The organism is Herbaspirillum sp. FG34 (assembly GCF_057809315.1).
Genome location: NZ_JBMDJS010000003.1, coordinates 111,897 through 125,796, shown reverse-complemented (window position 1 = coordinate 125,796; position 13,900 = coordinate 111,897). Strand labels below are relative to the sequence as shown.

Below are 13,900 nucleotides of genomic sequence, written 5' to 3'. Positions count from 1 at the left end.
GTCTGCTCGTAAAGAGTGCGGCGCATGCACGATATTGGATAGATATGCTGCGCATCATTCTGTTGCAGCTCGTAGCCACGGTCATCGCCACCTTGGTGGCGGGCATGCTGGGCGGACTTCCGGCGCTTTGGTCCGCATTGTTGGGAGGCGTCTGCTGTGTCGTCCCCAATGCCCTGTTTGCACTGCGACTTCATGTCAGTGCGCAGAAACCCGGTGGTACCAACCCGATGACGTTTTTCTTCGGGGAATTTATCAAGATTGCTACGACTTTTGCGCTCATGGGCGCGATCGTTTGGTTGTACCACGGTGTGCACTGGCTCGCATTTTTGCTGAGCTTCATCGTGGTGCTTAAGAGTTATTTCATTTTACTGTTTAGACACCGACCATGACCGTAGAAGCCGCAGAGCACGCGCTGACAGCCTCTGAATATATTGTCCACCACCTCGGACACCTCTCCACCCATCATCAGACCAAGATCGTCGACTTCTCCGTTCTCAACGTGGACACCATCTTCTGGTCCGTGTTCTGTGGCGTGGTGGGCTGCCTGTTCATGTTCCTGGCTGCCCGCAAGGCGACTTCCGGCGTGCCGGGCCGCTTCCAGGCCTTCGTCGAGATGGTCGTGGAAATGGTGGAAGACCAGTCCAAGGCCATCGTCCATGGCGACCGCACCTTCATCGCCCCGGTGGCGCTGACCGTGTTCGTCTGGGTGGCCCTGATGAACTCGCTGGACTTCCTGCCGGTGGACCTGGCTTCCAGCATCCTGGGCCTGTTCGGTCTGGGTGAAATGCACCACCGCATCGTCCCCACCGCCGACCTCAACGGCACCCTGGGCATCGCCCTGGGCGTGCTGGCCCTGATGCTGTACTACAGCGTCAAGATCAAGGGCGCCGGTGGCTTCATCCACGAACTGTTCGCAGCACCTTTCGGCATCTGGCTTGCGCCGTTCAACCTGCTGCTCAACATCATCGAATTCGCCGCCAAGACCGTGTCCCTGGGCATGCGACTGTTCGGCAACATGTATGCAGGCGAACTGTTGTTCCTGCTGATCGCATTGCTGGGATCGACCGCGACCGCATTCGGCTTCATCGGCCATGTGATCGCCGGTTCTATCTGGGCAATTTTCCACATCCTGATCGTGTTGCTCCAAGCATTCATCTTCATGATGTTGACACTGGTTTACCTGGGCCAGGCGCACGAAGCGCACTAACACAAGGCTTGCAGTACCTGTTTTTCAGTTTGTTTTTTGGTTTTGTATTTAATTTAACTTTTCTTAAGGAATTGTCATGACTGATGTCTCTTTCGTTGCTCTGGCTTGCGGTTTGATCATTGGCCTGGGTGCTATCGGCGCTTGTATCGGTATCGCGATCATGGGCGGTAAGTACCTCGAAGCATCCGCACGTCAGCCTGAACTGATGAACACCCTGCAAACCAAGATGTTCCTGCTGGCTGGCCTGATCGACGCCGCCTTCCTGATCGGCGTTGGTATCGCCATGCTGTTCGCATTCGCAAACCCGTTCATCGCCAAGTAATTCGCGCTTCATAGCCGATTCTCATCTGCCGGACGATTGGTTCCGGCACTCGTTATTCTGAGAAGGAAATTACCGTGAACTTAAATGCAACATTGATTGCACAGTTCGTGGTCTTCTTCATCCTCGCCGGCTTCACGATGAAATTCGTGTGGCCGCCGTTGATTAAGGCGCTCGACGAACGCGCCAAGAAGATTGCGGACGGGCTGGCAGCCGCTGACCGCGGTCGCGCCGATCTGGCCGCCGCCGAAAAGCGTATCCAGGGCGAACTGGCATCGGCTCGTGATGAAGGCCAGAAGCGCATCGGCGAAGCCGAAAAGCGCGCACAGCTGATCATCGAAGAAGCCAAGAAGACGGCTGCTGAAGAAGCTGCCCGCATCATCGCCAACGCTCGTGCAGACGCTCAACAGCAAGTGAACCAGGCGCGCGAAGAACTGCGCGGCCAGGTCGCAACGCTCGCCGTCAAGGGCGCGGAACAGATCCTCAAGCGCGAAGTGAATGCGGCTGCTCATGCCGACTTGCTGAATCAACTGAAGACAGAGCTGTAATATGGCCGAACTCGCAACGATCGCTCGTCCTTACGCCGAAGCCTTGTTCCGTGTGGCCAAGGCAGGCAGCCTGGCAGCCTGGTCCGATCTCATCGACGAGATGGCCCAGGTGGCAGCGCATCCCGAGGTGCAGGCCCTGGCGCAGAATCCTTCCGTAACGCACGACAAGCTGGCTGAAGTGTTTGCCGCCGCCGTGAAGACTCCGCTGTCCGTCGAGGCGAGCAATTTCGTCAAGACGCTGGTCGACAACGGCCGCCTGGTCCTGCTGCCGCAGATCGCCGAACAATTCCACGCGCTCAAGAACGCGTCGGAAGGTTCGGCCGATGCCAACATCGTGAGCGCCTTTGAGCTCAGCGATGCCCAGGTCAAGGATGTGGTCTCGGCACTGGAGAAGAAGTTCGGCCGCAAGCTGAACCCCTCCGTGACGGTCGACAGCAGCCTCATTGGCGGTGTGCGCGTCGTGGTCGGCGACGAAGTGTTCGATACCTCCGTGCGCGCGAAGCTGCAGCAGCTGCAAGCTGCTCTGGCCGCGTAAGTGCCTCTGGCTGGCTAAGCGAAAGAACAATTTTTAGGAGTTAGTATGCAACTCAACGCATCTGAAATCAGCGAGCTGATCAAGAGCCGGATCCAAGGCCTTGGCGATACCGCTGAGATTCGCAATCAGGGCACGGTCATCTCCGTGTCCGACGGTATCTGCCGTATCCATGGTCTGTCCGACGTGATGCAAGGTGAGATGCTGGAATTCCCGGGCAACACCTTCGGCCTGGCGCTGAACCTGGAGCGTGACTCGGTGGGCGCCGTTATCCTGGGCGAATACGAACACATTTCCGAAGGCGACCTGGTCAAGTGCACCGGCCGTATCCTGGAAGTGCCGATCGGCCCTGAACTGAAGGGTCGTGTCGTCAACGCACTGGGCCAGCCGATCGACGGCAAGGGTCCGATCAACGCCAAGCTGACCGCCCCGATCGAAAAGATCGCCCCGGGCGTGATCGCGCGTCAGTCCGTGTCGCAGCCGATGCAGACTGGCCTGAAGTCGATCGACTCCATGGTGCCCGTCGGCCGTGGCCAGCGCGAGCTGATCATCGGTGACCGCCAGACCGGCAAGACCGCTGTCGCCATCGACGCCATCATCAATCAAAAGGGTCAGAACATGACCTGCATCTACGTTGCGATCGGCCAGAAGGCTTCGTCGGTCAAGAACGTGGTGCGCGCACTGGAAGCCCACGGCGCGATGGAATACACCATCGTCGTGGCCGCGACCGCCTCCGAATCGGCAGCGATGCAATACGTGTCGGCCTACTCGGGTTGCGCCATGGGCGAATACTTCCGCGATCGCGGTCAAGACGCCCTGATCGTGTATGACGATCTGTCCAAGCAAGCCGTGGCCTACCGTCAGGTCTCGCTGCTGCTGCGCCGTCCGCCGGGCCGTGAAGCCTATCCTGGCGACGTGTTCTACCTGCACAGCCGCCTGCTGGAACGTGCAGCCCGCGTGAACGCCGACTACGTCGAGAAGTTCACCAACGGCGAAGTCAAGGGCCAGACCGGTTCCCTGACCGCACTGCCGATCATCGAAACCCAGGCGGGCGACGTGTCGGCCTTCGTTCCGACCAACGTGATCTCGATCACCGACGGCCAGATCTTCCTGGAAACTTCGCTCTTCAACGCCGGTATCCGTCCTGCGATCAACGCCGGTATCTCGGTGTCGCGCGTCGGTGGCGCTGCTCAGACCAAGGTCATCAAGGGCCTGTCCGGCGGTATCCGTACCGACCTGGCACAGTACCGTGAACTGGCTGCCTTCGCGCAGTTCGCTTCCGACCTGGACGAAGCCACCCGCAAGCAGCTGGACCGTGGTGCGCGCGTGACCGAACTGTTGAAGCAGGCTCAGTACACCCCGCAATCGATCTCGATCATGGCCGTCACCCTGTTCGCCGTCAACAAGGGCTACATGGACGACGTCGAAGTGAAGAAGATCCTGGCCTTCGAGTCGGGTCTGCACAACTTCATGAAGACCAGCCACGCTGACCTGTTGAAGAAGATCGAAGACACCAAGCAACTGGATAAGGATGCTGAGGCAGCCCTGGCAGCCGCCATCGCTGACTTCAAGAAATCCGGCGCGTACTAATTCTTACTGAAGCTATAAGGAGTCTTACTCATGGCTACAGGTAAAGAGATACGTGGCAAGATCAAGAGCGTAGAAAATACGAAGAAGATCACCAAGGCGATGGAAATGGTCGCGGCATCCAAAATGCGCAAGGCGCAGGACCGGATGCACGCAGCCCGCCCGTACAGCGACAAGATCCGCAACATTGCGGCCAACCTGTCGCAGGCCAATCCGGAGTACGTGCACCCGTTCATGGTCCAGCAAGACACGGCCAAGCGCGTTGGTTTCATCGTCGTCACGACCGACAAGGGTCTGTGCGGCGGCATGAACACCAACTCGCTGCGCCTGATGACCAACAAGTTCCGTGAACTGGAAGGCCAGGGCAAGGCCATCGAAACCGTCGCCATTGGCAACAAGGGTTTGGGTTTTCTGAATCGCATCGGCGCCCGTGTGGCCGCCAACGTGACGCAACTGGGTGATACGCCGCACCTGGAAAAGCTGATCGGCCCCGTCAAGGTGCTGCTCGACGCTTACCAGGAAGGCAAGCTGGACGCGGTGTACCTGGTGTACACCAAGTTCATCAACACGATGAAGCAGGAAGCCACCCTGCAGCAGCTGCTGCCGCTGACCAGCGACAAGCTCAAGGCTGACGAGGGTGCGCACTCCTGGGACTACATCTATGAGCCCGATGTGCAATCCGTGGTGGACGAACTGCTGGTGCGTTACGTCGAAGCGCTGATCTATCAAGCCGTTGCCGAGAACATGGCCTCCGAGCAATCGGCGCGCATGGTCGCGATGAAGGCCGCCAGCGACAACGCAGGTAGCGTGATCGGCGAGTTGAAGTTGGTCTACAACAAGACTCGTCAGGCCGCGATTACCAAAGAGCTGTCGGAAATCGTCTCCGGTGCGGCTGCGGTCGGCTGATCAGCTGGCGTAGCGTAGCGAAACAGAATTTAAATTTTATCTATTGAAGGAACGAAAATGGCTGATGGCAAAATCGTTCAGTGTATCGGCGCTGTGGTGGACGTGGAGTTTCCGCGCGATGCGATGCCCAAGGTTTACGATGCCTTGAAATTGGAAGGTTCGGATCTGACCCTGGAAGTCCAGCAGCAGCTGGGCGACGGCGTGGTTCGTACCATTGCGCTCGGTTCGTCGGACGGTCTGCGCCGCGGCCTGACCATCTCGAACACCGGCAAGCCCATCTCCGTGCCCGTCGGTACCGCGACCCTGGGTCGCATCATGGACGTGCTGGGCAACCCGATCGACGAATGCGGTCCGGTCTCGCACGAGCAAACCGCTTCGATCCACCGCAAGGCCCCTGCGTACGACGAACTGTCGCCCTCGCAAGAGCTGCTGGAAACCGGCATCAAGGTCATTGACCTGGTCTGCCCGTTCGCCAAGGGTGGTAAGGTCGGTCTGTTCGGTGGCGCCGGTGTGGGCAAGACCGTGAACATGATGGAACTGATCAACAACATCGCCAAGGCGCACAGCGGTCTGTCCGTGTTCGCCGGTGTTGGTGAGCGTACCCGTGAAGGTAACGACTTCTACCATGAAATGGCAGAAGCCAAGGTGGTGGACCTGGAAAACCCGACCAACTCCAAGGTCGCCATGGTCTACGGCCAGATGAACGAACCGCCGGGCAACCGTCTGCGCGTGGCGCTGACCGGCCTGACGATTGCGGAAGGTTTCCGTGATGAAGGCAAGGACGTGCTGTTCTTCGTCGACAACATCTACCGTTACACCCTGGCCGGTACCGAAGTGTCCGCGCTGCTGGGCCGTATGCCGTCCGCCGTGGGCTACCAGCCGACGCTGGCCGAAGAAATGGGCCGCCTGCAAGAGCGTATCACCTCGACCAAGACTGGCTCGATCACCTCGATCCAGGCCGTGTACGTCCCTGCGGATGACTTGACCGACCCGTCGCCGGCAACCACCTTCGCCCACTTGGACTCGACCGTCGTTCTGTCGCGTGACATCGCCTCGCTGGGTATCTACCCGGCCGTCGATCCGCTGGACTCGACCTCGCGCCAGCTGGACCCGCAAGTGGTCGGCCAGGAACACTACGAGACCGCCCGTGCGGTCCAGGGCACCCTGCAGCGCTACAAGGAACTGCGTGACATCATCGCCATTCTGGGCATGGACGAACTGGCACCGGAAGACAAGCTGATCGTCGCACGCGCTCGCAAGATGCAGCGTTTCCTGTCGCAGCCCTTCCACGTCGCCGAAGTGTTCACCGGTTCCCCGGGCAAGTACGTTTCGCTGAAGGACACGATCAAGGGCTTCAAGATGATCGCCAGCGGCGAACTGGACCACCTGCCGGAACAAGCGTTCTACATGGTCGGTACCATCGACGAAGCAATCGAAAAGGCCAAGAAGATCAACTAAGACTGACCACGCCGTGGGGCTCCGGTGCAGTACCGGATGCAGCCATGGCAGGTAAGTAATCATTGATTCATTGGCGCCGCTCCTGTTCGCAGGAGCGGTCAATCGACTAGGAAACGACATGGCACATACTATTCACGTGGACGTGGTCTCGGCGGAAGAGGAAATCTTCTCCGGCGAGGCAGAATTCGTCGCGTTGCCGGGCGAAGCGGGTGAGCTGGGTATCTATCCCCGTCACACCCCGCTGATCACGCGCATCAAGCCAGGTGCTGTCCGTATCAAGGTCTCGGGCCAGGCACACGAGGAATTCGTGTTCGTGGCAGGCGGCCTCCTGGAAGTGCAGCCTGACGCCGTGACCGTGCTGGCCGACACCGCCATCCGTGGTGCCGACCTGGACGAAGCCAAGGCCGCCGAAGCCAAGCGTCTGGCCGAGGAAGCGCTGGTGAACCGTGACTCCAAGATCGACCACGCCGCAGCCCAGGCCGAACTGGCCGCCGCAGTGGCACAGCTGGCCGCGATCCAGAAGTTGCGTCAGAAGCGCTGATCGCTGGTAGCGTTCTTTCCGGCGAAGAGCGCTCCGGCACGGCAGCACAGCAGTACAGTAGTACAGCAGTAGATGAAAGGCAGCTTCGGCTGCCTTTTTTCATGCGCGCACAGTTCCTCTCATGCGCGTGGCCAGTTCTTCCGTGCAGATCCTGGGCGCTTCTGCCGCCCCAGGGCTGACCAAATCCCGCGGCTTCCAGGCCGTATGAATCAACCTGGATCAAGTTTGCCCACATGTCGCACACACTGGCGCTGCGGCAACTTTCATCCTCGGGTAAAGTGCGCTGACGTGAAGGATAGAACCAATTCCGTCCGCCCCAATCATTGATAGCATTAGCCTCATTTCCATCAGCCGGACAGGAGCCCCCATGTCGTCAGCTGCACCCGCATCGTCTGCATCGCCTTCTTCGACCACAGCGCGCCAGCATGGCAAGCCCATCATTGCCGTGGTCGGCCTGTCCAACCGACCCGAGCGGGCCAGCTTTGACGTGGCCGCCTATATGCAGTCAGCGGGATACCGCATCGTCGCCGTCAATCCCATGTACGCCGGCCAGACCATCCTGGGCGAGCACTGCCATGCCAGCTTGCAGGAGGCCAGCGCGGCATTGGCGCAGGACGGCCTGCGCATCGCCATCGTCGATTGCTTCCGCAAGTCAGCCGACATCCCGCCCGTCGTCGACGAGGCCATCGCCATCGGCGCCCAATGCGTGTGGATGCAGCTCGATATCGTTCACGAAGAGGCCGCAGCCCGCGCGCGTGCGGCCGGGTTGAAGGTGGTCATGGACAAGTGCATCAAGATCGAACATGCCATGGGGCAGTCGCATGGCGTGTTGTAATGCCAGGCTGGCGAAATCCGTAAATCATTTATAACGAGAAAAGCGAGACAGCATGGCTAAGAAGATCGGGCCGCAATTCATCGTCCATCCCAAGTTCGTCCTCAAGGAAAGCGACGCCTCCACCAAACCGCTCTCCAGCGGCGACAAGGAAACCGACCGTGCCACCGTGCAGCGTCTGGCCGCACAGATCGGCCTGCAGCAGGAGATGCTGTATGCCGGCCACAAGCACAAGGTGCTGGTGATCCTGCAGGGCATGGATACCAGCGGCAAGGATGGCACCGTCAATGACGTCTTTGCCGCCGTCAATCCGCAGGGCATCCGTATCGCCAACTTCAAGGGGCCGACGGCCATCGAACTGGCGCACGACTATCTGTGGCGCGTCCATGCGCAGGTACCGGTGGCCGGGGAGATCGCGGTCTTCAATCGCAGTCACTATGAGGATGTGCTCATCACCCGCGTGCACGACTGGATCGATGAGAAGGAATGCAAACGTCGCTATCGTCAGATCAACGACTTCGAACGCATGCTGTGGGAAACCGGGACCGTGGTGCTGAAATTCTTCCTGCACATCTCGAAGACCGAGCAGAAGTCACGCCTGCAATCGCGCATCGATGATCCCGAGAAGCACTGGAAATTCGATCCGCAAGACCTGGCCGAGCGCAAGTTCTGGGACGCCTACCAGCAGCGCTACCAGGAGGTGCTGCGCCAGACCAGTACCCTGCATGCACCCTGGTACGTGGTACCGGCCGACTCCAAGACCCATCGCAACCTGCTGGTGGCCAATGTGGTCCTGGAGACTCTGCAAAAGCTCAAGCTGCGCTTCCCCGACCCCAAGCCCGAACTCAAGGATCTCAAGTTCGACTGAACAAGAGGGGCGGGGCCGCCGCGCTCTGGCTTATTTCAGCCACTTGTCGAAGATGCGCTGATATTCGCCGGTGGCCTTGGCCAGGTGCAGCCAGGTATCCACATAGGCCTTGAAGGCGACATCACCGCGCGGCAGCAGGTACGCCTTTTCAGCGAACTGCAGCGGCTGGTCAGGCTGTACCGGGCACAGCTCCGGATGCAGCTTGGATTGCCAGCGCGTCTCGCTGGCATCGGTGACCATCACATCGGCCTTGCCGTCGACGATCTGCTGGAAGATGGTGACGTTGTCCGGATGCAGCGTCAGGGTGGCATTCTTGTAGCGGGCCTTGGCAAAGCGCTCGTTGGTGCCGCCGGGGTTGACGATGGCGCGCGTGCCAGGCTGGTCGATCATGTCGAAGTTGCGGAACTTGTCCTTGTCGGCGCAGCGGATGATGGGCGCCTTGCCATCGACCATCACCGGCTCCGAGAAGGCTGCCTTGCGGGCGCGGTCCAGGGTGATCGAGATGCCGCCCATGGCGATGTCGCACTGGGCGACGAAGTCGTTCATCAGGTTGCTCCAGGTGGTCTTGACGAACTGCGCCTCCACGCCCAGCGACTTGGCCAGGGACTGGCCCAGTTCCACATCCATGCCTTCGAAAGTCTGGTCAGGGCGGTAATAGGTGAAGGGCTTGTAGTCACCGGTCATGCAGATGCGCAGCTTGCCAGCCTTGATGACCTGGTCCAGACGCGAAGCGGGGAGCGCCTCGTCGGCCTGTGCCGCCGACAGCGACAGCGAAAATGACAGAACCGCCAGACCCGCCAGCAGGGCGGTACGGATGATGGACTTCATGGAGTCTCCTCGTGGATGTGATGATGGATGATCAATGATGAACGCGGCCCGCTGCTAAATGGGTTCTAGTTGATTGGATGGGCCGCTTAAATACTGCTGCCAGATCATAGCAAAACCGCGCGCCAGGACCTGCATCAATATCAGCGCACGCCGATAGCGACAATTACCCGGAAGCCATGCGCGGAGGATGAGATAATGCCGGATTGTCGTCAGACCGCATTGCAGGCCGACCATGTCCTCTTCCTCTTCCATGTCCACCTTCGCTCCGCTCAAAAACGATACCTTCCTGCGTGCGCTGCTGCGCCAGCCCACCGACTACACGCCGCTGTGGCTGATGCGCCAGGCCGGTCGCTACTTGCCCGAATACCGCGCCACGCGCGCTCGCGCCGGTTCCTTCATGGGTCTGGCCACCAATCCCGACTATGCCACCGAGGTCACGCTGCAGCCGCTGGAACGTTATCCCTTGGATGCCGCCATCCTGTTCTCGGACATCCTCACCGTGCCCGACGCCATGGGCCTGGGCCTGTATTTCGCTGAAGGTGAGGGTCCCAAGTTCGAGCGCCCGCTGCGCGACGAGGCCGCCATCCAGGCCCTGCGGGCGCCGGACCTGGACAAGCTGGACTACGTTTTCAAGGCCGTCACCCAGATCCGCCGCGAACTCGATGGCCGCGTGCCCCTGATCGGCTTCTCCGGCAGTCCCTGGACGCTGGCCTGCTACATGGTCGAGGGCGGCGGCTCGGATGACTTCCGCCTGGTCAAGAGCCTGCTCTACCGTCGTCCGGACCTGATGCACCACATCCTCAAGACCAACGCCGATGCCGTGGCCGCCTACCTGAACGCGCAGATCGCCGCCGGTGCACAGGCCGTGATGATCTTCGATACCTGGGGCGGTGCCCTGGCCGATGGCATCTACCAGCAATTCTCGCTGGCCTACATGGAGCAGGTGGTCAGCCAGTTGCAGCGCCTGCAAGATGGTCAGCAGATTCCGGTGATCGTCTTCACCAAGGGCGGTGGCCTGTGGCTGGAGCAGATCGCCGCCATCGGTGCCGACGCCGTCGGCCTGGACTGGACCGTCAACCTGGGTGAGGCCCGTCGCCGCGTGGGCGACAAGGTGGCACTGCAAGGCAATCTGGATCCCAACGTGCTCTTCGCCGGCGACGACGCCATCCGGGCGGAAGTGCGCAAGCTGCTGGAATCCTTCGGCCGCCCCGGCGCCGGCAGCGGCCATGTCTTCAACCTCGGTCACGGCATCTCCCAGCACACCCCGCCGCAAGCCGTGGCAACCCTCGCCCAGGCCGTCCACGAGATCAGCCGCGCTCTGCGCGGTTGAACGTGCGTATATCTGTCGTTATCTGTTCGTATTTGTGCGGATGGGCAAGTCCCGATGCACATCCTTGCCAGTGCACCGGGACTTATGCACATGGCGGCCCATTTTCTTGTTGAGAATCAAATTTATTTGAATATGAAGGATTGTGCAGAAGGGTGCTGCACAAGTCATTGATTTTATTGGGTTTATTTTTTCGCCGTCTTGACGCGTTTTTGCGGGAAACCGCGCTGGCCGTGGGCTTCGGCCTTGTCAAGAGGCACTTGCCCACAAAGTTATCCACAGCCGCTGTGCATAAGATCGAAAAGCGTTTACAAAACCGCCGCTTATCGAAATCTTTGAAGGTTTACTTTAAGTTTGTAGGACAAGGAGGCGGCAGCCTGCAAGCCAAAGCCGACAAATTTTTGCCGCTCAGGGCTTGACAAACGCCGGCTCCGTGGTGCCGCCGGAAGGACTTATGCACACTGGATGATTTTGGCACCTGCACAATACTTCGCTGCAATTTTTTTTTCTGCAGGATAAGAGATGAGTCCAAGTCATTGATTTTGTTGGCTTTATTTTTTGCCTCGCCGTTGAGCAGTGCGCCGCAGGCCAGAGCCAGTCTGCGTGGGGAAATGTCAAGGGGTACTTGTCCCCAAAGTTATCCACAGCCTGTGTGGATAGGTCCAAAAATGATGATGAAACCGAGGCTTAGCCGGGTTTTTCAGGATTGACTTTAAGTTCGTGGAACAATGTCTGCTTCAGGTGGCGCTCGATACGCCCCTGCATACCGTCTTCGATTACCGCTGGCAACCCGCCACGCCGGACGAGCCCATGCCGGCCATTGGCCAACTGGTGGTGGTACCGTTCGGCCGCCGTGAGGCGGTGGGGGTGGTGGTCGGTCATGCGGCGCAGACCGACCTGCAGGCCGACAAGATCAAGGATGTCATTGCCGTGCGCCATCAGTTACCGCCGATGTCAGCGCACTGGCTGGCGCTGTGCGGCTTTGCTGCCGACTATTACCAGCGCCCGCTGGGCGAGGTGATGCTGCCGGGCCTGCCCAAGAACCTGCGCGCCCTGACCACGGTCGCGCTGGACAAGGCGCTCAAGGCCCTGGGCCGTCTGGCCGCACCCAAGAAGAGCAAGGCCAGGCGCAAGACCCGCACCGAGGCAGAAGCCATTCCCCAGGCGGTGGCGGAGTTAGTGCCGCCGGATGCCCCTGATCCGCTGCATCTGGGTGAAGCGCCTGCGCTGAACCCGGCGCAGCAGCAGGCCGTGGACGCCATCGCCGGCGCAAAGGACTTTGCGCCGCTGCTCCTGTACGGCGTCACCGGCAGCGGCAAGACCGAGGTCTACCTGCAAGCGGCTGCTGCCATCCTGCGTCGCGCTGCCGATGAGGTTGCCGCATCGCAAGCTGCGCCCGTCGATCCCGCCGTGGCCCCGGCCCAGATCCTGGTGCTGGTGCCGGAAATCAACCTCACGCCGCAACTGGAAGGCAATATCCGCGCGCGCTTCCCGCATCTGAACGTGGTGGCGCTGCACAGCGGCCTGGCCGAGGGCGAGCGCGCCCGCAACTGGCTGGCCGCGCACCTGGGGCAGGCCCACATCGTGCTGGGTACGCGGCTGGCGATCCTGTCTTCGTTGCCTGCGCTCAAGCTCATCGTCATCGACGAGGAGCACGATCCTTCCTACAAGCAGCAAGAGGGCCTTCGCTATTCCGCCCGCGACCTGGCCGTGTGGCGGGCGCACCAGCTCGGTATCCCGGTGGTGCTGGGCTCGGCCACGCCTTCGCTGGAAACCTGGCACCACGCCCAGGCCGGCCGCTACCGCCGCCTGGAGCTGCGCCAGCGCGCCGCCCAGCAGGCGGTGCTGCCCACCGTCAAGGTGATCGACATGGAGCGCGACAAGCCCGTCGATGGCCTCACCGCCGGCCTGATCGCCGCCGTGCGCAAGCGCCTGGAGCAGGGCGAGCAGTCGCTGCTGTTCCTGAACCGCCGCGGCTATGCGCCGGTGCTGGCCTGTGATGCCTGCGGTTGGATCAGCAACTGCATGCGCTGCGATGCCTTCATGGTCGTGCACCGGCCCGAGCGCCGCCTGCGCTGCCACCATTGCAGCCTGGAACTGGCCATCCCGCGTGCCTGCCCGACCTGCGGCAATGTCGATCTGCAGCCACTGGGGCGCGGCACCCAGCGGGTGGAAGAGGGCTTGCAGGCGATCTTCCCCGGCGCCCGCGTGCTGCGCATCGATGCCGATTCGACCCGCCTGAAGGGCTCGGCCCAGAGCGCCTTCGACAGCGTGCACCGGGGCGAGGTGGATATCCTGGTCGGCACCCAGATGGTGGCCAAGGGGCATGACTTCAAAAAGCTCACGCTGGTGGGCGTGCTCAATCCCGATACGGCGCTGTTCTCGCACGATTACCGCGCCAGCGAACGGCTCTTCGCCCAGCTCATGCAGGTGGCCGGCCGCGCCGGCCGGGCCGGGCTGTCGGCCGATGGCAGCTCGGGCGAGGTGCTCATCCAGACCCGCTACCCGCATCATCCGCTGTACCAGGCCGTGATGCGCCATGACTACGACGGCTTTGCCGGTGACCTGCTGGAGGAGCGCCGCCAGGCCCATTTCCCGCCCTTCATGTATCAGGCGCTGCTGCGCGCCGAGGCGCGCGAGCTGGACACGGCCCTGGCCTTCCTGAAGCAAGCCGCCACCCTGCTGGAGGCGCCCGCCATCACCATCAACGAGCCCATCCCGATGACCCTGATGCGGGTGGCCAATGTCGAGCGCGCGCAGTTGCTCGTTGAGTGCCCGTCACGCCCCGCCCTGCAGGGCTTCCTGAAACAATGGCTGGCCGCGCTGCGGCAGCTGAAAACCCGCGCCCGCTGGTCGCTGGAAGTCGATCCGGTCGATATATGAAGACAGGGCCGCAGCAGGCGGGCGGCAGGGCGGTTGTGAAGTTGCGGGTGAAGCTTTTTGCAAA

15 protein-coding genes are annotated in these 13,900 nt (G+C 61.0%); 14 read left to right on the top strand and 1 reads right to left on the bottom strand.

The annotated features are described in order from the left end of the window. Window positions 1-44: 44 nt before the first annotated feature. The 11 genes from ACODSZ_RS04760 to ACODSZ_RS04710 all read left to right on the top strand — a co-directional run bounded on the left by ACODSZ_RS04760 (window position 45) and on the right by ACODSZ_RS04710 (window position 8,798). A complete protein-coding gene (locus ACODSZ_RS04760) occupies window positions 45-389 on the top strand; it encodes an ATP synthase subunit I (RefSeq protein WP_008332989.1) in 345 nt (114 codons plus the stop codon). Further along, window positions 386-1,207, top strand: coding sequence for a F0F1 ATP synthase subunit A (gene atpB / locus ACODSZ_RS04755; protein WP_008332987.1), 822 nt, complete (start codon window positions 386-388; stop codon window positions 1,205-1,207). The genes ACODSZ_RS04760 and atpB overlap by 4 nt, the downstream gene beginning before the upstream one ends. A gap of 76 nt (window positions 1,208-1,283) precedes the next feature. After that, window positions 1,284-1,529: a F0F1 ATP synthase subunit C gene (gene atpE / locus ACODSZ_RS04750; RefSeq protein ID WP_006461334.1), complete on the top strand. Its 246-nt coding sequence runs from the start codon at window positions 1,284-1,286 to the stop codon at window positions 1,527-1,529. A 74-nt stretch (window positions 1,530-1,603) separates the two neighbouring features. Further along, window positions 1,604-2,074, top strand: a complete 471-nt coding sequence (locus tag ACODSZ_RS04745) for a F0F1 ATP synthase subunit B (protein ID WP_008332985.1) — start codon at window positions 1,604-1,606, stop codon at window positions 2,072-2,074. A gap of 1 nt (window position 2,075) precedes the next feature. Next, window positions 2,076-2,609 carry a F0F1 ATP synthase subunit delta gene (locus tag ACODSZ_RS04740; RefSeq protein WP_008332984.1) on the top strand — a complete coding sequence of 178 codons (534 nt, stop codon included), beginning with the start codon at window positions 2,076-2,078 and terminating at the stop codon, window positions 2,607-2,609. A gap of 45 nt (window positions 2,610-2,654) precedes the next feature. Next, entirely contained in the window at window positions 2,655-4,196 is a 1,542-nt protein-coding gene (gene atpA, locus ACODSZ_RS04735) for a F0F1 ATP synthase subunit alpha (RefSeq protein WP_034330981.1), read from the top strand. Between the two features lie 30 nt (window positions 4,197-4,226). After that, the gene (gene atpG / locus ACODSZ_RS04730) at window positions 4,227-5,099 is read left to right on the top strand and encodes a F0F1 ATP synthase subunit gamma (protein WP_039783524.1); all 873 of its coding nucleotides are present in this window, start codon (window positions 4,227-4,229) and stop codon (window positions 5,097-5,099) included. Between the two features lie 57 nt (window positions 5,100-5,156). Further along, a complete protein-coding gene (gene atpD / locus ACODSZ_RS04725; RefSeq protein WP_175343966.1) occupies window positions 5,157-6,557 on the top strand; it encodes a F0F1 ATP synthase subunit beta in 1,401 nt (466 codons plus the stop codon). Window positions 6,558-6,675: 118 nt separating this feature from the next. Then, a complete protein-coding gene (locus ACODSZ_RS04720; RefSeq protein WP_006461340.1) occupies window positions 6,676-7,098 on the top strand; it encodes a F0F1 ATP synthase subunit epsilon in 423 nt (140 codons plus the stop codon). Window positions 7,099-7,465: 367 nt separating this feature from the next. Further along, on the top strand, window positions 7,466-7,933 hold the full coding sequence (locus tag ACODSZ_RS04715) for a CoA-binding protein (protein WP_488927139.1): 468 nt from the start codon (window positions 7,466-7,468) through the stop codon (window positions 7,931-7,933). A gap of 52 nt (window positions 7,934-7,985) precedes the next feature. Continuing rightward, window positions 7,986-8,798 carry a polyphosphate kinase 2 family protein gene (locus ACODSZ_RS04710; protein WP_488927138.1) on the top strand — a complete coding sequence of 271 codons (813 nt, stop codon included), beginning with the start codon at window positions 7,986-7,988 and terminating at the stop codon, window positions 8,796-8,798. Window positions 8,799-8,828: 30 nt separating this feature from the next. On the opposite strand, the gene ACODSZ_RS04705 is transcribed toward ACODSZ_RS04710, so the two are convergent. Further along, window positions 8,829-9,626, bottom strand: coding sequence for a transporter substrate-binding domain-containing protein (locus ACODSZ_RS04705; protein ID WP_008332975.1), 798 nt, complete (start codon window positions 9,624-9,626; stop codon window positions 8,829-8,831). 232 nt (window positions 9,627-9,858) lie between these two features. On the opposite strand from ACODSZ_RS04705, the gene hemE reads away from it, so the two are divergent. The 3 genes from hemE (at window position 9,859) to ACODSZ_RS04690 (ending at window position 13,836) form a co-directional block, all read left to right on the top strand. Continuing rightward, the gene (hemE, locus tag ACODSZ_RS04700; protein ID WP_008332974.1) at window positions 9,859-10,956 is read left to right on the top strand and encodes a uroporphyrinogen decarboxylase; all 1,098 of its coding nucleotides are present in this window, start codon (window positions 9,859-9,861) and stop codon (window positions 10,954-10,956) included. A gap of 152 nt (window positions 10,957-11,108) precedes the next feature. Then, window positions 11,109-11,372, top strand: a complete 264-nt coding sequence (locus ACODSZ_RS04695; protein ID WP_175343969.1) for a hypothetical protein — start codon at window positions 11,109-11,111, stop codon at window positions 11,370-11,372. Window positions 11,373-11,673: 301 nt separating this feature from the next. Further along, a complete protein-coding gene (locus ACODSZ_RS04690; protein WP_488927137.1) occupies window positions 11,674-13,836 on the top strand; it encodes a primosomal protein N' in 2,163 nt (720 codons plus the stop codon). The last annotated feature ends 64 nt before the right edge of the window (window positions 13,837-13,900 follow it).